This window comes from Leisingera sp. SA32 (assembly GCF_056033425.1).
This window is the reverse complement of the sequence record NZ_JBVYHB010000006.1, coordinates 90353-109451: the sequence shown is the minus strand read 5'-3', so window position 1 is coordinate 109451 and position 19099 is coordinate 90353. Positions and strand designations below refer to the sequence as shown.

Below are 19099 nucleotides of genomic sequence, written 5' to 3'. Positions count from 1 at the left end.
TGATGCGCGGTTCGAAACGTAATTCGTCGTTCAGTTTGAGCTCCTTCAGATTCAGATCACCGGCGGCACATGCGGTTGCCAAACGCGATTCTCAGGTTGCCGTGTAGACCGATCCCAGCTCAGCAAGATCACAGGGCGCGGTGCGATGTGACGACCCAAAGGACGACCACTGCCCGGCGCGCCACTTGCAATAGCGCGGTTCAGAACCGGAAGCCCCTCCCCCCCCATAACCCTATAGAAAACATGACATCTATGGGCCTCCCTCTTCCCCGCCAAGGCAAATTGATTGACGTATATCAGAAAATGATTGACGTCTCGCACTTCGCCCCAATATCTTTCGGAGTTAAGCGGCGAGGAAGCAAACAGGGGCGCCGCTGTCGGGAGGAGAAATGGCAGGTCCAACATTAAGCGATGTCGCGCAGGCGGCAGGCGTTAGCTATGCAACGGCCGACCGCGTCATAAACAAGCGCGGCAATGTCGCGCAGAAGTCCATCGACAAGGTGCAAGAAGCCGTCGCCAGGTTGGGCTACGTCCGCAATATCGCCGCGGCCAATTTGTCTCGCAAACGGGTCTACCGTTTGGCGTTTCTGATCCCGACCGGATCAAATGCGTTCTTCAGCCGTGTCCGGGGCTATATCTTGCACTCAACCAGGCATCTCAGTGCAGACAATGTCAGCATCGAGATCGTTGATGTCTCCGCATTTTCCGTTGATGCGCTACAAGACAGCATTGCTGATCTCGCGGGGCGCAATTTTGATGGTGTCGCCATTGTCGGGCTGCAAAATCGCCTGCTCGAGGAACCCTTGGCGGCATTGCGCAACCGAGGTGTTTTTGTCATCGGTTTGGTATCGGATCTGCCCCAGGACTATCGGTCAGCCTATATCGGCATCGATAACATGGTCGCGGGACGCACAGCAGCGCGCGTCACCGGCATGGCACATGCCGGGCATCCGGGCAGAATCCAGACCTTCGTCGGCTCCATGGAAGCCCGGGACCACGCCGAGCGCTTGCAAGGCTTCCGTGAGGTGATTGCCGCGGATTTCCCGCATCTGACTGTCCTTGATCCGATCCTGACCAAGGACAATCCTTCGGCGCTGTATGCTGCGGCCTCTGCCACGTTGGGCACAGGGGCGGACGTCACCGCGTTCTATAATGTCGGGGCAGGCAATCGTGGATTGATCGATGCGATCAGCAAGACCGCAACCACGCGTCCCTATTGCGTTGTGCATGAGCTGGTTGCCCATTCCAAACAGGCGCTGCTCGACAATCACATAGATCTGGTCATCGATCAGCGCCCCGACGTCGAAGTCAACCGGGCCTTCACCACCCTGCGCGCCCTGATCGACGACAGAGACCCGCCCCCAATGCCTGACCTGATGCCGACAATCTATGTGCGGGACAACCTGCCCGCCGATTCACTCAACGATGCGATGGAAGTCGACGATACATGAGCAATTTTTTCAAAGATATTAGCCGCCTGTCCTATGACCCCGACAGCACGGGGCTGGCGTTTCGACACTACAACCCGGATGAGGTCGTGGCGGGCAAGCGCATGGAGGACCACTTACGGTTCGCGGTCGCCTACTGGCATTCGTTTGCCTGGCCGGGGGGCGATCCTTTTGGAGGCCAGACCTTCGACCGGCCCTGGTTCGGGGACTCCATGGACCTTGCGCGTCAGAAGGCAGATGTGGCGTTTGAGATGTTCGATTTGCTGAACGTGCCGTATTTTTGCTGGCATGACGCGGACATCCGTCCCGAAGGCGGCACTTTCGCAGAAAGCCTGCGCAACTTCGAAGAGATGATCGACTATCTCGGCGTCAAAATGGAAGCCTCGAACACCAAACTGCTTTGGGGAACGGCCAACCTGTTCAGCCACCGGCGATTCATGTCCGGCGCGGCGACCAACCCGGACCCGGAGATCTTTGCCTGGTCTGCGGCCACGGTGAAACACTGCATGGATGCGACCCATAAGCTGGGTGGCGAAAACTATGTGCTTTGGGGCGGGCGTGAAGGCTATGAAACGCTGCTGAACACGGACCTGAAACAAGAACGCCATCAGGCCGGGCGGTTCCTGCAAATGGCGGTCGAATACAAGCACAAGATCGGGTTCAACGGCGCGATTTTGGTGGAGCCGAAGCCGCAGGAGCCGTCCAAGCATCAGTATGATTTCGATGTGGCCACTGTCTACGGGTTCCTGAAGGAATTCGGCCTCGAGGGTGAGGTTCAGATGAATATCGAACAGGGGCACGCGATCCTTGCGGGCCATTCCTTCGAACATGAACTGGCGCTTGCGGCCTCGCTGGGCATTTTCGGGTCCATCGACATGAACCGCAACGACTACCAGTCGGGCTGGGACACGGATCAGTTTCCCAACAACGTGCCAGAGGTCGCATTGGCCTACTACGAGGTGCTGAAAGCTGGTGGCTTCACCACGGGCGGCACGAACTTTGACGCCAAGCTACGCCGTCAATCGCTTGACCCCGCGGATCTCATCGCTGCGCACGCGGGCGCGATGGATGTCTGCGCGCGTGGCTTCAAGGCCGCGGCAGCAATGCTGGAAGACGGCACATTGGAAACGATGCGTGCCGAGCGCTACGCAGGCTGGGACAGCGCAGAGGCCAAGGCCATGCTCGCCAGCGATTTCACCGCGATTGCGGCCCGCGTCCAGGCCGACGCGATCAACCCCCAGCCGCGCTCAGGCCGGCAGGAAATCCTTGAAAACATCGTCAATCGTTTCGTCTGAGCGGACAGGGAGAACCATCATGAAGACCATTCAGGGACCAGCCTTGCTCCTGGCGCAGTTCGCCAGTGACGAAGCACCGTTCAATTCCTGGGACAGCATCACCAAATGGGCGGCCGATTGCGGCTACAAGGGTGTTCAAGTGCCCAGCTGGGACGCCCGCCTGATTGACCTGGCCAAGGCCGCCGACAGCAAGGACTATTGCGACGAGTTCAAGGGCACGGCTTTGGAAAACGGGGTAGAGGTAACCGAACTTTCGACCCACCTGCAGGGTCAGCTGGTGGCGGTGCATCCCGCCTATGATACCGCCTTTGATGGCTTTGCCGATCCGTCCGTACATGGCAACCCCAAGGCACGGCAGGAATGGGCGGTTGATCAGGTGATGAAGGCAATTTCTGCCTCGGCCAATCTGGGCATCAAGAACCACGCGTCATTCTCGGGCGCGCTTGCGTGGCCCTACATCTATCCCTGGCCGCAGCGCCCCGCAGGTCTGGTTGAAACCGCCTTTGACGAGCTCGCGCGCCGCTGGCGGCCCATTTTGGATCATGCCGATGAGAATGACGTCAATATCTGCTACGAAATTCACCCCGGTGAGGACCTGCACGACGGTGTCACCTTCGAGATGTTCCTGGAGCGGGTCGATCAACACCCGCGCTGCAACATGCTTTATGATCCCAGCCACTACGTACTTCAGTGCCTTGATTATATTGACAATATAGACATCTACAAAGACCGGATCAAAATGTTCCACGTCAAGGACGCGGAGTTCAATCCAACCGGGCGTCAGGGGGTCTACTCGGGTTATCAGCCCTGGGTCGATCGTGCCGGGCGGTTCCGGTCTCTGGGCGACGGACAGGTCGATTTCGGGGCTGTATTTTCAAAGATGGCCGCCAATGATTTTGACGGTTGGGCCGTGGTCGAATGGGAATGCTGCCTCAAGCACCCAGAAGACGGCGCGCGCGAAGGGGCGCAATTCGTCAAGGACCACATCATCCGCGTGACGGAACGGTCCTTTGACGATTTCGCAGACGGTGGCACCGATCAGGCCGCCAACCGAGCAATGTTGGGGATCGACTGATGGCACGCATTCGTCTTGGCATGGTGGGTGGCGGCAATGACGCCTTTATCGGCGGGGTTCACCGCATCGCATCGCGAATTGATGACCGCTTTGAACTCGTCGCGGGCGCGCTGTCGTCCACCCCTGAAAAATCAGCGGCAAGCGCAAAGGCACTTGGCATTCCGCGATCCTATGGCAGCTTTGAGGAGATGGCCAAAGCAGAGGCCGCGCGTGAGGACGGGATCGAGGCGGTGTCTATCGTAACGCCCAACCACGTGCATGCGGCCGCCGCGCAAGCCTTTCTGGCGCAGGGCATCCATGTGATTTGTGACAAGCCGCTGACATCCACCATGGAAGACGCCGCAACTCTTGAGGCGGCCGTAGCTCATTCCGAGGCTCTGTTCGTTCTGACCCATAACTACACGGGCTATCCGATGATTCGGCAGGCCCGCGACATGGTGGCGGCTGGTGACTTGGGCAAGATCCGGATCGTGCAGGCAGAATACCCGCAGGACTGGCTGACATCGTCCGTGGAAAACGAGGGCCTGAAACAGGCCGAATGGCGCACGGACCCAACCCGGTCCGGTGCAGGTGGCGCAATCGGCGATATCGGCACGCACGCCCACAATCTGGCGTGTTTCGTCACCGGGCTGGAGGTCGAAAGCCTTGCTGCCGACCTGCAGGCCTTTGGCGCGGGCCGCAGGTTGGATGACAACGCCCATATGTTGTTGCGGTTCGCCGGTGGTGCGCGTGGCATGCTGTGGTCCAGTCAGGTGGCCCCTGGCAATGAAAACGCGCTCAAGCTGCGGATCTACGGAGACAAGGGCGGGCTGGAATGGTCGCAGGAGGACCCGAACTACCTGTGGTACACAAACCACGGAGAACCCAAGCGCCTGCTGACACGCAACGGCGCCGGAGCAACGGAGGCGTCCCAGGCGGTCAGCCGTATTCCGGGCGGCCACCCAGAGGGCTATCTCGAAGGCTTTGCCACGATCTACAACGAGGCGGCCGACGCGATCCGGGCGGTTCAAGACGGCGCCGATCGTGCTACTGCCATGGGGGTTTTACCGGGGATCAAGGCCGGCGTGGACGGCATGCGGTTCATCCGCGCCTGCGTCGCGTCTTCGGCCAACGATGCGGCGTGGACCAAACTATGACGACCCGCCCCGTTCTGGCGCTGAAGGGCGTCAGTAAAAGCTTCGGACCGGTCGAGGTTTTGCACAATGTGGACCTTGTGTTGACCGCAGGCAGCGTACATGCGCTGATCGGCGAGAACGGCGCCGGCAAATCGACCACGATGAAGATCCTGGCAGGCTATCAACCGCCGACATCGGGGGATGTTCAGCTGGATGGGCAGCCGGTCAGCTTTGGCGGGCTGCAGGATGGCGAGGCCGCCGGAATCGTGATGATCCATCAGGAATTCAATCTCGCCGAACAGCTGACGGTAGAGCAAAACATCTTTCTTGGCCGCGAACTGAAGCGGGGGCTGTTGCTGGACAAGGAAAAGATGCGCCGCCTGACACGGGACTATCTCTCCCGTGTCGCCTGTCACGTGTCGCCGGATGCGCCTGTCTCTAGCCTGTCCAACTCCGAAAAGCAGATGGTCGAAATCGCCAAGGCACTGTCGCGGGATGCCAGGGTTTTGATCATGGATGAACCGACGGCCGTGCTAACCAACCGCGAAACCGATGTGCTGTTCAAACAGGTTGCCGCCCTTCGCGACGCGGGGGCGGCGATTTTGTTTACCTCGCATAAACTGGATGAGGTCGCGGCGATCTCGGATCAAATCACCATTATGCGCGATGGTGATGTGGTGCATGCCGGTCCGACCGCCGCCATGACCGAAGACGCGATGGCCACCGCAATGGTGGGCCGCGATGTGTCTGACCTCTACCCTGTGAAACCCGGCGTCGCCGCAGGGGCACCTGTGGTGCTGAATGTCGAACATCTGAGTGTACCCGGCTTTGCGCAGGACGTGTCGTTTGACCTGCGGCAGGGCGAGATTCTCGGGATCGGCGGATTGATAGGCTCCGGGCGAACCGAAGTGATGGAAGGCCTTGCTGGCCTGCGCCCGGGCACTGCGACCAAGGTCACGCTGTTTGGGCAAACTAGCCAGTTCAAACACCCCGGCGACGCGCAGCGGGCGGGGCTGTGCTACCTGACCGAGGACCGCAAACTGCGGGGGCTTCTCTTGGAACGCGGCATGCGGGAAAATCTGACGCTCGCCAACCTGCACAAGTTTGGCGGGATGCTGATCAACCGAACCGCCGAAGAGGAGGCCCTGACGGCCGCGATTGCAGAGTTCGATATTCGCGCCGGCGCCCGCGACGTGAAGGTGGGCAATATGTCCGGCGGCAACCAGCAAAAGCTGCTTCTGGCGAAGGTCATGCTGTCGGAGCCCCGCGTGCTGATCGTCGATGAACCCACACGCGGCATCGACATCGGGACTAAGCAGCAAATCTACGCTTTCCTGCGCCGCCTGGCCGATGCTGGCCACGCCATCATCGTGATTACGTCGGAAATGCCTGAATTGATCGGATTGTCGGACCGCGTGCTGGTGATGCGTCTGGGCCGGATCAGCGGCGTGCTGACAGACACTGACATCAACGAAGACGCAATCGTCCGCCTGTCCATGGGATTGCGCGCCGAACATACGCCAGAAATGGCCTGAGGAAAGAGCAGATGACAGACACAACCACACCACAAGCGGCCGGGCTGCGCATCCCTTCGATGTCTGTGCTTGGCCCCATCATTGCACTACTCGCCCTGCTCGTCATCGGGACGATGTTGAATTTCAACTTTTTGAGCGCGGCCAACATTACAAACGTTCTCGCGCGATCCGCCTTCATCGGGATCATCGCCGTGGGCATGACCTTTGTCATCACCGCGGGGGGGTTGGATCTCTCGGTGGGGTCGATGGCGGCCTTCATTGCCGGGCTGATGATCCTTGTGATGAACGCAGCGCTGCCCAGTATGGGCGTGGGCGTCCCCATCATCCTGCTTGGCATGCTGACGGCCATCGTCGCGGGTCTGTTGGCGGGCTTGCTGAATGGGTTCCTGATTACGACGCTGGGGATCGAAGCGTTCATCGTGACGCTGGGGTCCATGGGCATCTATCGGTCGCTGGTCACATGGCTGGCAGATGGCGGCACGCTCTCGCTGGATTTCGGGCTGCGCAGCTTCTATCGACCGGTCTATTTTGACGGGATACTGGGCGTCAGCTGGCCGATCATCGTCTTCGCCCTGGTCGTGATCCTGGGCGAGATCGTCATGTCCCGCAGCGTTTATGGTCGCCATTGTGCCGCCACCGGCTCGAACGAACATGTGGCCCATTATTCCAACGTAAACGTCAAACGCACGCGCCTGATTTCCTACGCGGCTCTGGGCATTCTGGTGGGCATTGCGACGATCATGTACGTGCCCCGCCTTGGATCCGCTTCTGCCTCCACCGGTGTTCTTTGGGAACTGGAGGCCATTGCAGCCGTGATTATCGGCGGCACGGTGTTGAAAGGTGGATTTGGCCGGGTCTGGGGCACTGTCATCGGCGTCCTGATCCTGAGCCTGATCGGCAACATCCTCAATCTGACCGATTTCGTTTCACCCTATCTGAACGGCGCGATCCAAGGCGTCATCATCATTCTCGCTGTGATCCTGCAGCGCGATCGCAAGGCTGCAAGTTAAGACATTTGCCAACGCTTCATGGGAGGAGCAAACAATGAAATATACGCAAACATTTATCGCCGCCGCACTGGCGACCGCTGTCAGCGGTGCTGCATTGGCAGCCGGTGACAAGGTCAAGGTGGTCGGTGTGTCCATTCCGGCCGCCACACACGGCTGGGCCGGCGGCATGAACTTTCACGCCAAGGAGACCGTGGAACGCTTGGAGGAGGTGTATCCCGGCCTGGATTTCGTCCTTGCCACGGCATCGGACCCGGGCAAGCAGGTCAATGACATCGAAGACATGGTCGCCACGCGCAACATCGACGCGCTGGTGGTGCTGCCGTTTGAATCCGATCCTCTGACGCCGCCTGTGCAGGCTGTCGCCGACAGCGGCGCCTGGATCACCGTCGTTGACCGTGGTCTGTCCGTCGAAGGCATCGAAGACCTTTATGTCGCCGGTGACAACAGCGGCTTCGGCAAGGTTTCCGGTGAATACATGGTCTCGATGATGCCAGAGGGCGGTGACATCGTCGTCTTGCGTGGCATCCCGACAACCATCGACAACCAGCGGGTGGACGCCTTTACCGCCACAATCGAAGGCTCCGGCATCAATGTGCTGGACATGGAACACGGCAACTGGAACCGCGACGACAGCTTCACCGTGATGGAAGATTTCCTGTCGAAACATTCCAAAATTGATGCTGTCTGGGCGTCTGATGACGACATGGCAATCGGCGTTCTGGCCGCGATCGAGGCCGCGGGCCGGGACGATATCAAGTTCGTCTTGGGTGGTGCCGGGATGAAGGAAATGATCAAGCGGACCGCCGATGGGGATGCGATGATCCCTGCCAACGTAACCTACCCCCCCTCCATGATTGCAACCGCAATTGAACTGACCGCTGTTGGCCTGACGTCCAACGCCCCGGTGTCTGGTGATTTTGTGATCGGTTCCGTGCTGGTCACACAAGAGAACGCGATGGATTTCTACTATCCTGACAGCCCGTTCTAAGCTCCTTCTGGTCACCGGCCGTTCCCGCCGGTGACCAATCTGTTTTCTGCGCGAGGTCTGCATGACATATCTTGGTTTGGATTTGGGGACCTCTGGCGTCAAAGCTCTCCTTATTGATGACACTCAGGCTGCCCTCGCCGAAGGGCATGGCGAACTGACCGTCGATCGCCCCCATCCGATGTGGAGTGAACAGGACCCCCGAGCCTGGATTGACGCCTGCAAAGTGGCCATCGAACAGCTGCGCACGCAAGCGCCCGCTGAATTTGCCGCCCTGCGTGGCATCGGCGTGTCGGGCCAAATGCACGGTGCAACCTTGCTGGACGACAATGACATGCCCCTGCGCCCCGCCATTCTGTGGAACGACGGGCGCAGCCATGCTGAATGTGCCGAACTTGAAGACCGCGCGGATTTTCGCGGAATCGGCGGCAACATCGTCATGGCGGGCTTTACGGCGCCCAAATTACGATGGGTGCAAAAGAACGAACCAGACATGTTTGCGCGCACGCGCAAGGTTTTGCTGCCAAAGGACTACGTGAACCTTTGGCTGACTGGAGAGTATGTCTCCGAGATGTCAGATGCCGCAGGCACCCTATGGCTGGACGTTGCGCGGCGCGATTGGTCAGACGTGCTGTTGGCCGCCACCGACCTGACCCGCGACCACATGCCCCGTTTGGTCGAAGGCAGCGCGCAGGCCGGGGATCTGCGCCCCGAGTTGAGAGCCGCGTGGGGCGTTGGGCCCGTTGCCGTTGCTGGCGGGGCTGGCGACAACGCTGCAACAGCCTGCGGGTTGGGCGCCGTCAATCCGGGGGATGGGTTTCTGTCTCTGGGCACGTCGGGCGTGTTGTTCTCTGTCACCGACCGCTTTGCGACGAACACGCAAAACGCTGTTCACAGCTTTTGCCACGCGGTGCCTGAAACCTGGCATCACATGGGGGTAATCCTGTCTGCCACGGATGCACTTGCCTGGTTTGGCCATATTACCGGCAAGACGCCGGCCGCGCTGGCCTCCATGGTGGCTGAGGTCACAGCGCCGTCTTCGATCGTGTTTTTGCCATATCTGTCGGGCGAACGCACCCCGCACAACGCCCCCGATGCGGTTGGTGTGTTTCACGGATTGCGCCGTGACCATACCTTGCCTGATATGGTGCAAGCGGTCATGGAAGGCGTCGGATATGCCTTCGCTGATTGCTGCGCCGCGCTTGCGACAGCGGGATCGCTGCCCAAAACCGTCACCGTCGCAGGCGGCGGCAGCCAGTCAGAGACCTGGTTGCAGATGATCGCTGATATCACCGGGCTGACCCTGACCGTTCCCGACAGCGGCTCACAAGGCGCAGCATTGGGCGCGGCGCGTTTGGGAATATTGGCAAGCAGCGCGGGCACGGCAGAGACAGTGCTGCATCCGCCGCACATCAACGAATCCTTCGTGCCAAACGCTGACATGAAAGACGCGTATAGTAATGGCTTCAAGAAATACCGCGATATTGGCGCACAATCTCTCCAGCGCTGATTTTGGTGGTTCGCGTCACAATGATTCCAAGGGATGTCGATGAGGAGTAGCTGACGCGCTGCGCCGTTCCCTGAAAACCGGACCGTGTGAAGGTGGAGTTTCCCGCAGAGTTTTCCTGGCTGGGAGAGGAGCGCAAATTGCATCAAAGCATCAAATTCAACGGTGAGCTGCCACTCAGTCTTTATCCAGCCGCGATTTGTGCTCAGTTGGTGTTCACGCCAATTGGAGCAGGTTGCGCAATTGCCCGACGCGCGCAGCTTTCCTCTCGCGCAGCCGGAAGCGCTGGCCCTTGGCGAACTGATCGTGGACAAAATCCAGAGATTGCACTCGCCAAACAACGGCTTGCATGCAAACCGCGAAAGGTGGCGCATGCAAGGCGCGCCGAGAAGCAAGGGCGGGGCCAATTGACCCCGCACCGTATAGTCATCAGCTGGGCAGGTACTCGGCGCTCCAGCTTTCGCTGATCTGCCCCGACTTGAGCATGCGCTCAACAGCGGCATCGGAATACCCAAGCTCAGCCAGGATGGAGCGTGTCGAAGCGCCGAATTTCTCAGTTGGAGACAGAGCAAAGACCCTGCCGCGCGTCGTTCGGACTGCATAGGGATCCAGCTGGATCACCTCATGACCGCTCGGGTGGTCAACAAAGTGAGAGAAGGAATAGCTGCCGCGGTCAGTGCCGGGGGTGTCATCCGGTTCGCGCAGGTTTTCAGACCGCAGTGCGTCAATGTTGTTGCAGATCGCGCAACCGATGTCGGCAGCCCGCAAACGCGCGATCCATTCCGTCGCCGGATGTAGCTGGAACGCACCGGCAAGGAAAGCAGCGCGGTCCTCTTCGGGGACATCCGGAAGCTCCTCGAGGCCTTCGACGTTGCGAAAACGTGGAAGGTCGGATTCATAGGCGCTCAGCAGGATGTAGACGCCCGACGCGGTGCTGTAGAACCGGCTGAGCGAGTCGTAGCCATTGACCTCGGGGCCGGATGGTTCGTCAAACAGCCCCCGGCCGCGGAAGTCATAGGCAAAAGGCACCTGGAGCAACCCACTGTTGGCGCTGAGCGAGGTGCGCCCGCGGCCGATGCGGCCAAAGCGGTGCTTTTGATACAGGGCCGCGGCGACGGCAAGCGCCCCACCAAAGCCGCACATGACGTCGATCGTGCCGACGTGCGCATGCTCCTCCGGTCGGTCCATCGCCCCGCCGAAACGCAGCATGATGCCAGTCGTTGCCTGCACCAGATCATCATAACCGATGTAGTCGGTCCGGGTACCGCGCCGCACGCCGCTGAAACAATCCAGTTTGCAGAAGACGGCTTCAGGGTTCAGCTTGCGCAGACCTTCGGCATCCAGCCCCATTCGCTTGATCTGGCTGTCGGGTGCGTTCCAGAAGATCACATCCACGGATTTCACTAGATCCTCGAATACCTTGCGACCATGTTCGGATTTCACGTTGGCAAGGATGGATTTCTTGCCGCGCCCCTGGCTGAGGCCATAGATCACGGTGTTCCAGCTGTCATAAAGCGGCTGCGCCGGGTCGATCTTGATGACCTCCGCACCGAAACGGGCAAGATAGCTGGCCGCATGCGGCCCGGCGATCACGTTGCACATGTCCAGCACGCGCACGCCCGAAAGCCAGCCCTCCTGTTCGGCACCATCCTCGGGGTCGGGAATATCGGTACGAAGTTTGCGCAGCGCCTTCAGCGCTTCTTCGAACGCCACCCAGCGGCGCGGATTTGGGTTCAACGCCTCTTCGCCACTTTCCTCCATCCAAACCACGGGGCCGGGTTGGGTCATCTCGCCATATTCAGGGTCGTGGACGTCGATCATCAGACCCGAAGTTTCGGCGTATTCATCGTTGATCCACTCTTGCAGCCAACGCTGGGGCGCGCCGGGAATGCCTGCACGACCAAACATGCGCTTCCACTCATGCGACGTGCGGGTCATGAAGACCTCTTTCATCCGCGCGGCGAGCTTGTCGGCCCAGAATTTCGGCATTGGGTAAACACCCAGCGACGTATCTGTCTTCCATTCTGACTGCGGCTTGTAGGTGTCTTCTTCTTCCTGCAAGCCGTCAGCAATCATCTCTTCATAGAGGCCAAGCACCTCAAGGCAGCGGCGCGCGTGGTGCTTGTGGCTGGGGCAGACGACATAGAACATGCGTCCATCCTTGCACATGTAGCTGCGAAAGAACGGGTCCAGCAGCTCCTGCAAATCTTCATAGGACACGTTCATCGGCAAACCTTCGACCCGTCGGCGTTCGATCTCGATTTCACGCTGGGTCAGATATCGCTCCGGCATGTCGGACACTTTGATGGAATTGTAGCACAGCCCCTCCATCACCGCCGCCGCCAGCGGCACTTCGATCTGGTCACCCAAACCCGTCAACTGGCGCGACTGCAAAGCCAGAACTGTTGCGGAGGCGGCAATCTGCGACGCGTAGGCCGATGCCAAGGGAAGCGGAGAGAACGAAGGATTCAACCCCATCAGAACACGGTTGAGCCCCATGTCTGTGAACACGCCAGAGTTGGCCGCCACGACACTTTCAAAAGCGCGCAATTCGCGCCGTTCATGATCATCAGAAGCGAACCCGGGAATAGAGACGGTGATCACCTCGGGGCGCTCAGCCCGCAGTTCGGCAAAGTCGATACCAAGCCCAGCCATCTTGCCGGGGCGAAAATTCTCGACAATGATATCGGCTTCGGCACATAGGGCGTGCGCCTTGGCCAAGCCATCTTCGGTTTTAAGGTCGAGGTTTACGATCAGCTTGTTGCGCATGAGAGTCGCGTTTGCCGCGCTTTCCCACATTGGTCCTTCCGGCGGATCGATATGTACGACCGTCGCGCCCAGATCACCAAGCAGCATCGCAACGGCTGGGCCCGCGATATATTGCCCGAAATCAACCACTTTGACCCCGGTCAGGGGAAGATTGGAAAACGTTGTACGCATGTTTCCTCCGATTAACAGGCGCGCACGCCTAATGGCTTGCAAGAACCCAGCGGGCCGCCTTTTCCGCGATCATCAGTGTCGGCGAATTGGTATTGCCACTGGTGATTTCGGGCATGATGCTGGCATCGACGACGCGCAATCCCGACACGCCCTTCAGGCGCAGGTGCGGATCCAGAACGGCGCTGTCATCGTCAACGCGGCCCATCTTCACCGTGCCAACCGGATGAAAGATCGTATTGGCGATATCACCGGCCAGTTTGGCAAGGTCTTCGTCGCTCTGGTATTGCGGGCCGGGTTTGTACTCCTCGGGCGCATAAGCCTGCATTGCCGGCTGTGCCATGATTTCCCGCACTTGCCTCAGGCTGTCGGCGGCAACCTTGCGGTCATCCTCGGTGGCCAGGTAATTGGGCGAAATCATCGGGGCATCGCGGAAATTGGCCGACCGGATGCGCACATGACCCCGGCTTGACGGGTTGAGGTTGCAGACACTCACTGTCATTGCCGGAAAGCTATGCAGCGGATCGCCGAACGCGTCGAGGCTGAGCGGCTGCACGTGATATTCGAGGTTGGCATGGGGCCGCCCCGGATCGGACCGGGTAAAGGCACCAAGCTGGCTGGGGGACATGCTCATCGGTCCGGACCGTTTGAACAGGTACTCAGCCCCGATCATCGCCTTACCCAACAGATTGGCCGCCAGCGTGTTGAGCGTACGCGTCCCGGCGACCTTATAGACCGCCCGAATTTGCAGATGGTCCTGCAGGTTTTCGCCCACAGGCGCATCCTTGAGCACCTCAATTCCATGTTCTTTCAGAAGCGCGGCCGGACCAATACCCGAGAGTTGCAGGATCTGCGGCGAATTGATCGCCCCAGCCGACAGCAGAGTCTCACGCTGTGCGGTAACATCAATCACATGCCCCTTTCGGCTCACCCGCGCGCCTGTGCAGCGCAGTTTGCCGTCCGCCCCAGTTTCCAAAGTGAGCTTTTCGACCTGCGCCTCGGTCCACACCGTCAGGTTTTTTCGCGCCTTCGCCGGCCGCAGAAAGGCCTTGGCGGTGTTCCAGCGCCAGCCCGAGCGCTGATTGACATCGAAATACCCGACACCGGCATTGTCACCACTATTGAAGTCTTCAGTCTTTTCTATCCCGGCCTGCTCTGCCGCCTCTGCGAAACTGTCCAGCACATCCCAACGCAGCCGTTGCTTTTCCACGCGCCATTCCCCACCGTGACCATGAAGGTCTGAAAAACGGCTGTTGTCACCGGTCGCCGGATCCGCACCATCATCCAGTTTGTAGTGGTCTTCGTGCGCCTTGAAGTCCTGGAGCGAATTCTCCCAGTTCCAGGCGTCTTCACCGCTCAGGCGTGCCCAGGCATCATAGTCCCGCGCCTGACCCCGCATGTAGATCATACCGTTGATCGACGAGCAGCCGCCCAGCGTTTTGCCACGCGGATACCGCAGGACGCGGCCATTCAGCCCCTTGTCTGCCTCGGTGTTATACATCCAATCCGTGCGCGGGTTCCCGATGCAATAAAGATACCCGACGGGAATATGGATCCAAGGATAGGTGTCTGGCTTGCCCGCTTCCAGCATCAGCACCCTATTCCTCTGATCGGCACTCAGACGATTGGCCAACAGACAACCCGCAGAGCCGCCGCCAACGACGATGAAATCGAACTCTTTTGCCATGTCAGCCATGAATCGCTCCTCTTTCGCCCAACAGCACCGGAGGGAAAAAGAGCACATCACCGGCCAGGGCCCTACCCGGCCCGGACCTCGGTGGCTTCTCTCGCTCCTCCCAGTGCAACACTTGCGAGGACAATAGAAACGCGGCCGTTGTGTTGCTAATGACAAATTTTTCTCTGCTATATAAAAGTTTTTAATATGCAGAGACTCCCCAATTTGAACAGCGTCCTGGCCTTTGTGACCGTGGCCCGCGAAGGCAGCGTTTCCCGCGCAGCGCAGGTGCTTAACCTGACGCAGCCGGCAGTCACCCACCAAGTCAAACGGCTGAGTGAAGAAATCGGCGTAACGCTGTTCATCAGGACCCCTCAGGGTCTTAAGCTGACCCCCGCTGGTACAGCGATACTGCCCAAGGCCGAACATGTGCTGAACGCGATGTCGGAGTTCCGCCTCATCGCAAGCAGGCAGATCGGGCAGGTTTCGGGCACGCTCAGGATCGGCACCATCGTGGATCCGGAGTTCATTCGTCTCGGGAGACTGCTCAGCGCGCTCGGCGAATCCCACCCAAAGATCAGCGCTGAGCTGGTTCATGGTGTCAGCGGCGACATTCTCGAGAAACTGCAGCGGCGCCAGATCGATGCTGGCTTCTACCTCACTGCGCCCGACTGTTTGGGCACCATTCCAAGTGATGTGCCGCTGCATGTGAAGAAACTCGCCGATTTCACGTACAGGGTCATCGCGCCTTGTGGATGGGAGCCACAGGTTGCCACCGCAGGCTGGGCCGATTTGGCGAAATTGCCGTGGATTGGCACACCACAGAGTTCCGTGCATCATCGTCTTCTGGCTCGGATCTTTGCGGAGAATGGATGCACACAGAAGACGGTTGCGCTGGTGGACCAGGAGGCCTCGATGCTGGAAATGGTTCGCTCTGGTGTCGGGCTGTCCCTATGTCGCGAGTCGATCGCGCTCCACCAGAGGCAGGCGTTCGGACTGGCCTTAAGCGAGACAGTTCAGGTCCCGGCCTCCCTCGTTGTCCTCACGCTCGAGGACAAAAAGGACGATCCGATCATTAATGCATTGTATGGGCAACTGGACCGCGTTTGGTAAAGCGTGCCCTGTGCCAGTAAATCGAATGGCCGTGGTGCTCTGCCCCCTGAAAACTGGCTCGCTTGAGGCCGGAGTTTTCCGCAAAGTGCTCTGCCACCCAACTTTGGAGCGCCCGGAGCTGGATTTTTCCGGCTCTGACACAATGACGGTATCATTTTTCAGATCATGGATACGGCGGGGTTTGACGCTTCGGGGTGGCCGCAGGCGGAAGTTTATCCCTCGGCGCAGGTCGATGCGAAAATGGGCTATGGCGATGTGATATGGTCCGGAAAGGCCGCTTTCATCTGGAGCCTGGACCTTGAACAGAGCAATACGGTTCTGCGCCGGTTGACGGTCGAATGACCGGTTTGCTGCCGCAACTGACCTTGCCTATGGCCAGTGTCTTTGCTGCGGTGGCGGGGGCTGCGGCCTGTATACGAAAGGACCAGTGTACAGCGGCAGCCGCATCGGAATCCGACGCGGAAATCGTCGGCCGTCGCGACCAGCGGCTCGCCACAAACCGGCGTATGCTGCCGGGGACGAAGAGCGATAGCCCGCCATCCGCCTACCACGTCGATCCACCCGCAAAGGACCACCCTATGATCAAACGCGCACTTTCTTCCGCTGCAATGGTTGCCCTGTTTGTCGCCAGAACAGCCCAGGCAGAAACGGTTGAGGTCTACCTCATCGACAAGCTCGACAACATCCAGAACGGTTATTGCGTCGATATTTCCGGTGGACAGGGGCAACAGGCAGACCCGGCGGCGGGCTTGCAAGGCCACACATGTTACAGCACCTCTGGTAGGATTTTCGTCGATCAGGGGTTTGATTCCGATCGGTTTGTCGAGGGCACATTTTACATGCCAGAGTTCGACGTCTGCATGCAGGTCCCCTCTACAAAGGTCGGCACGGCGCTGCAGCTTGTGGACTGCGACGGATCAGAAGCGCAAAGCTTCATCTTTTCCGGCGAGGGCACGATCACTCCCGTGTCCGCTCCAGAGATGTGCGTGACCCTGGACGAAGACACCCGGTTTGGGCGCAGCAAGGAAAACCAAATCAAGAACATGACGCTTGAAACCTGCGAGGCCGCTCAGGCCGCCAGTCAGATCTGGAGCTACCGAAGCGCCGACTGAACCACAGTGAGATCAAAGCATGCCTGTCTTTCGACTGCTTGCAGAAAGAACCGGGGGCCGCCGCACGGACGCGGCCATTTGTGCCGGAAATCCGTTTGCCATCAGTAATCTTATGAGCAACCCCAAGCAGGCGGTGGCATCTTTGCCTTCGTCGCTGCCACCGATACACCTGAACTTGCGCGAACGACAGTTCTGGGACCGCAGCGCTCGCGTAACATTCATGATCCGGTCACGGCCGAAAACACTGGTTCCGTGGTTGGTTGTGCGCTTGAACTGGCGGTTTGCCGCAGGTCAGGTAACGGCCAGTTCGCCGCAGATCTAAAGCAATTCGATTATTGTTGGCGTCGAGCAAAACGAGGAGACCAATCGTGAAATTTGCCGCTCTGATTGGCTCTGGAGCCAGCTGCATGAAGCGGTTGTTTTCTACGGCGACAGCAGTATCGGTGTTTCTTCGAGCTTCGGATGCAGGCATGTGGCGAAACGCGACGCTGCGAGCAATCCGCTTCGTTTAATCTGCCACCGCGCGCAGAAACCCGGCGATCCGTTCGGCAATCAACCCGCGGTCATAATCCAATGTGGCCACATGATAGGACCGCTCCAACCAGGCGAGATGTATCTCACTCGATACCACCGATGTCGCGATGCGTGGTGCGTTCTTCGGATCGACAACATTGTCGCGGCGCGATTGCAGGATTAGGACGGGCTGGCGGATCAGCGGCAGTAGCGCGCCGGTGGCATTGGTCAGAAGGAAGCGCTCTTTCAGCGTGTCGCGCGGAATGCGGTCATAGCAGATCTCGGTCACTCCCGGCTCGGCAATGTCGGATCCGATCCCGCCGATGAACTCGGGCCCATCCGTGTCGTAGAGCGGCGCAACCACCTCGGGGCGATAGAGACCGGTCGAGCCGTTGATAGTGACCACGCCCTGTATCTTTTCGGGCATGCGGGCTGCGAGGTTGAGCGACAGTGTCGCGCCCAAGGAAAGCCCGCCGACGATCACGCGCGCGCAGCGCGACGATAAGGTTTCGAGGGCCGCTTCGGCTGACGCTACCCAGTCGGTCTGGCCGGTCTGTCCCAGCGCAGCGGGGCTTTCACCATGGCCCGCCAGCAGGGGGCAAAACACTGTCGCGCGACTCGCTGCATGCACTTGCAGGGCAACTTCGCGCACGCTTTGCGGCGTGCTGGTGAACCCGTGGAAAAACAGAAAGCCGGTATCGCTACCTTCACAAAGAAAGGGCTGCGCTTCGGGCAGGTCGAAGGGGGCAATTGGCGTCTGTTTCATAGGCGCATAAAATCGCGCTATGGGTCGGTTGCGCAAATAGACTTGCGGTATCATGCGATAAGCAAACGCGATCAACCCATCGGGGTGAAGTGATTGCGAAACTGGCGCAGCAGCCCAGTATCGGCCTTGATGCTCCACGCCATTGAGATCGTCGCCTCTGCGTCCAGCCCGTCGAGCGGAGCAAGCTCCAGCGCGGCGGGCAGGCTGTCTGCGATGCTTGTGGGAAAGAGTGTCACGCCGCGCCGTTCTGCCACACGCTGAAAGATCACCTGCACGTCCCAAGCTTCGTCCACGACCACAGGGCTGAGCCCGACCCGTTCGCAAGCGTTGTCCAGAAGCGCGCGCCACGAACGCCAGTTTTCCCGCAACCCCATGACGAAGGGCCGACCCTCCAAGTCCTTCACCCGCGCCGGTGCCTCTCCGACGGGGGCGACCACACCGATACGCGAACTCCAGACCGGCATTTGGTCGATCCCCGGCGCACCGACTGTGGGGTGCGACAGAAGGAACCCGAGGTCAATCACGCCTGATTGCAGATTTTTCAGCATGTTATCCGTGGACATAACGTGCATCTCGACCTGCACGCCCGGTACACTGCGGTGAAAGGAATCCAAGGCTTCGGAGATTTGCCGGGAGCTGGCGAGGGCGGAATAGCCGACGATGATATGTCCCCGTGCGCCGCCAGCATTTTGTCGCGAAGCGCGGATCGTGCGTGTAAATTGCGCCACCGTCTGGCGCGCATCATCCAGGAAAACCGCCCCCTCGGGCGTTGGCACCACGCGCGGGCCGCTTCGGTCAAAGATCGCGAACCCAAGATCAGTTTCCGTGTCTTTCACGGCTTTTGAAATGGCGGGTTGCGCGATATTGAGCATCTCAGCAGCCGCGCGGAACCCGCTGGCATCTGCCACCGCCAGAGCATAACGCAAGTGCCGCAAGTCGAGGCGGGTGGGTTTCCGGCTGTCGTCCATTCGCTTTTCCATATTGATCGCGTTTCGTTATCACTCGATCAACCA

The 19099-nt window shown here is 59.5% G+C and carries 14 protein-coding genes; 10 read left to right on the top strand and 4 right to left on the bottom strand.

The window, feature by feature from the left end:
• The first annotated feature begins 389 nt into the window (after positions 1-389).
• The 8 genes from AC0IPL_RS10925 to xylB all read left to right on the top strand — a co-directional run bounded on the left by AC0IPL_RS10925 (position 390) and on the right by xylB (position 9973).
• On the top strand, positions 390-1451 hold the full coding sequence (locus tag AC0IPL_RS10925; protein WP_474274428.1) for a LacI family DNA-binding transcriptional regulator: 1062 nt from the start codon (positions 390-392) through the stop codon (positions 1449-1451).
• Complete coding sequence (gene xylA / locus AC0IPL_RS10920) at positions 1448-2743, top strand: xylose isomerase (protein ID WP_474274426.1); 1296 nt, start codon at positions 1448-1450, stop codon at positions 2741-2743. Before AC0IPL_RS10925 ends, xylA begins: the two co-directional genes overlap by 4 nt.
• A 19-nt stretch (positions 2744-2762) precedes the next feature.
• The gene (locus tag AC0IPL_RS10915) at positions 2763-3818 is read left to right on the top strand and encodes a sugar phosphate isomerase/epimerase family protein (protein WP_474274424.1); all 1056 of its coding nucleotides are present in this window, start codon (positions 2763-2765) and stop codon (positions 3816-3818) included.
• Entirely contained in the window at positions 3818-4954 is a 1137-nt protein-coding gene (locus AC0IPL_RS10910) for a Gfo/Idh/MocA family oxidoreductase (protein ID WP_474274422.1), read from the top strand. The genes AC0IPL_RS10915 and AC0IPL_RS10910 overlap by 1 nt, the downstream gene beginning before the upstream one ends.
• On the top strand, positions 4951-6468 hold the full coding sequence (locus AC0IPL_RS10905) for a sugar ABC transporter ATP-binding protein (protein ID WP_474274421.1): 1518 nt from the start codon (positions 4951-4953) through the stop codon (positions 6466-6468). The genes AC0IPL_RS10910 and AC0IPL_RS10905 overlap by 4 nt, the downstream gene beginning before the upstream one ends.
• An 11-nt stretch (positions 6469-6479) precedes the next feature.
• Positions 6480-7478: an ABC transporter permease gene (locus AC0IPL_RS10900; RefSeq protein WP_474274419.1), complete on the top strand. Its 999-nt coding sequence runs from the start codon at positions 6480-6482 to the stop codon at positions 7476-7478.
• Between the two features lie 34 nt (positions 7479-7512).
• Positions 7513-8466: an ABC transporter substrate-binding protein gene (locus AC0IPL_RS10895; protein WP_474274417.1), complete on the top strand. Its 954-nt coding sequence runs from the start codon at positions 7513-7515 to the stop codon at positions 8464-8466.
• A 61-nt stretch (positions 8467-8527) separates the two neighbouring features.
• Complete coding sequence (gene xylB, locus AC0IPL_RS10890) at positions 8528-9973, top strand: xylulokinase (protein ID WP_474274415.1); 1446 nt, start codon at positions 8528-8530, stop codon at positions 9971-9973.
• A 426-nt stretch (positions 9974-10399) separates the two neighbouring features.
• On the opposite strand, the gene AC0IPL_RS10885 is transcribed toward xylB, so the two are convergent.
• Positions 10400-12910 (bottom strand): CoA transferase, encoded by a 2511-nt coding sequence (locus AC0IPL_RS10885; RefSeq protein WP_474274413.1) that lies wholly within the window; start codon positions 12908-12910, stop codon positions 10400-10402.
• Between the two features lie 28 nt (positions 12911-12938).
• On the bottom strand, positions 12939-14603 hold the full coding sequence (locus AC0IPL_RS10880) for a GMC family oxidoreductase (RefSeq protein ID WP_474274652.1): 1665 nt from the start codon (positions 14601-14603) through the stop codon (positions 12939-12941).
• A gap of 186 nt (positions 14604-14789) precedes the next feature.
• Here AC0IPL_RS10880 and AC0IPL_RS10875 point away from each other — a divergent pair, with 186 nt between their 5' ends.
• Together AC0IPL_RS10875 and AC0IPL_RS10870 are read left to right on the top strand one after the other, a co-directional pair.
• Positions 14790-15695 (top strand): LysR family transcriptional regulator, encoded by a 906-nt coding sequence (locus AC0IPL_RS10875; RefSeq protein ID WP_474274411.1) that lies wholly within the window; start codon positions 14790-14792, stop codon positions 15693-15695.
• Positions 15696-16033: 338 nt separating this feature from the next.
• Positions 16034-16807 carry a ricin-type beta-trefoil lectin domain protein gene (locus AC0IPL_RS10870; protein ID WP_474274409.1) on the top strand — a complete coding sequence of 258 codons (774 nt, stop codon included), beginning with the start codon at positions 16034-16036 and terminating at the stop codon, positions 16805-16807.
• Positions 16808-17315: 508 nt separating this feature from the next.
• Here AC0IPL_RS10870 and AC0IPL_RS10865 read toward each other — a convergent pair.
• Complete coding sequence (locus AC0IPL_RS10865; RefSeq protein WP_474274407.1) at positions 17316-18086, bottom strand: alpha/beta hydrolase; 771 nt, start codon at positions 18084-18086, stop codon at positions 17316-17318.
• Between the two features lie 71 nt (positions 18087-18157).
• The gene (locus AC0IPL_RS10860; protein ID WP_474274405.1) at positions 18158-19054 is read right to left on the bottom strand and encodes a LysR family transcriptional regulator; all 897 of its coding nucleotides are present in this window, start codon (positions 19052-19054) and stop codon (positions 18158-18160) included.
• Positions 19055-19099: the final 45 nt, after the last annotated feature.

Excerpts from the sequence above, each read along its gene's own strand:
- AC0IPL_RS10870 (WP_474274409.1), top strand. The coding sequence starts at position 16,034 with ATGACCGGTTTGCTGCCGCAACTGACCTTGCCTATGGCCAGTGTCTTT.
- AC0IPL_RS10865 (WP_474274407.1), bottom strand. The coding sequence starts at position 18,086 with ATGAAACAGACGCCAATTGCCCCCTTCGACCTGCCCGAAGCGCAGCCC.
- AC0IPL_RS10885 (WP_474274413.1), bottom strand. The coding sequence starts at position 12,910 with ATGCGTACAACGTTTTCCAATCTTCCCCTGACCGGGGTCAAAGTGGTT.
- AC0IPL_RS10910 (WP_474274422.1), top strand. The coding sequence starts at position 3,818 with ATGGCACGCATTCGTCTTGGCATGGTGGGTGGCGGCAATGACGCCTTT.
- AC0IPL_RS10900 (WP_474274419.1), top strand. The coding sequence starts at position 6,480 with ATGACAGACACAACCACACCACAAGCGGCCGGGCTGCGCATCCCTTCG.
- AC0IPL_RS10925 (WP_474274428.1), top strand. The coding sequence starts at position 390 with ATGGCAGGTCCAACATTAAGCGATGTCGCGCAGGCGGCAGGCGTTAGC.
- xylA (WP_474274426.1), top strand. The coding sequence starts at position 1,448 with ATGAGCAATTTTTTCAAAGATATTAGCCGCCTGTCCTATGACCCCGAC.
- xylB (WP_474274415.1), top strand. The coding sequence starts at position 8,528 with ATGACATATCTTGGTTTGGATTTGGGGACCTCTGGCGTCAAAGCTCTC.
- AC0IPL_RS10905 (WP_474274421.1), top strand. The coding sequence starts at position 4,951 with ATGACGACCCGCCCCGTTCTGGCGCTGAAGGGCGTCAGTAAAAGCTTC.
- AC0IPL_RS10875 (WP_474274411.1), top strand. The coding sequence starts at position 14,790 with ATGCAGAGACTCCCCAATTTGAACAGCGTCCTGGCCTTTGTGACCGTG.
- AC0IPL_RS10915 (WP_474274424.1), top strand. The coding sequence starts at position 2,763 with ATGAAGACCATTCAGGGACCAGCCTTGCTCCTGGCGCAGTTCGCCAGT.
- AC0IPL_RS10860 (WP_474274405.1), bottom strand. The coding sequence starts at position 19,054 with ATGGACGACAGCCGGAAACCCACCCGCCTCGACTTGCGGCACTTGCGT.
- AC0IPL_RS10895 (WP_474274417.1), top strand. The coding sequence starts at position 7,513 with ATGAAATATACGCAAACATTTATCGCCGCCGCACTGGCGACCGCTGTC.
- AC0IPL_RS10880 (WP_474274652.1), bottom strand. The coding sequence starts at position 14,603 with ATGGCTGACATGGCAAAAGAGTTCGATTTCATCGTCGTTGGCGGCGGC.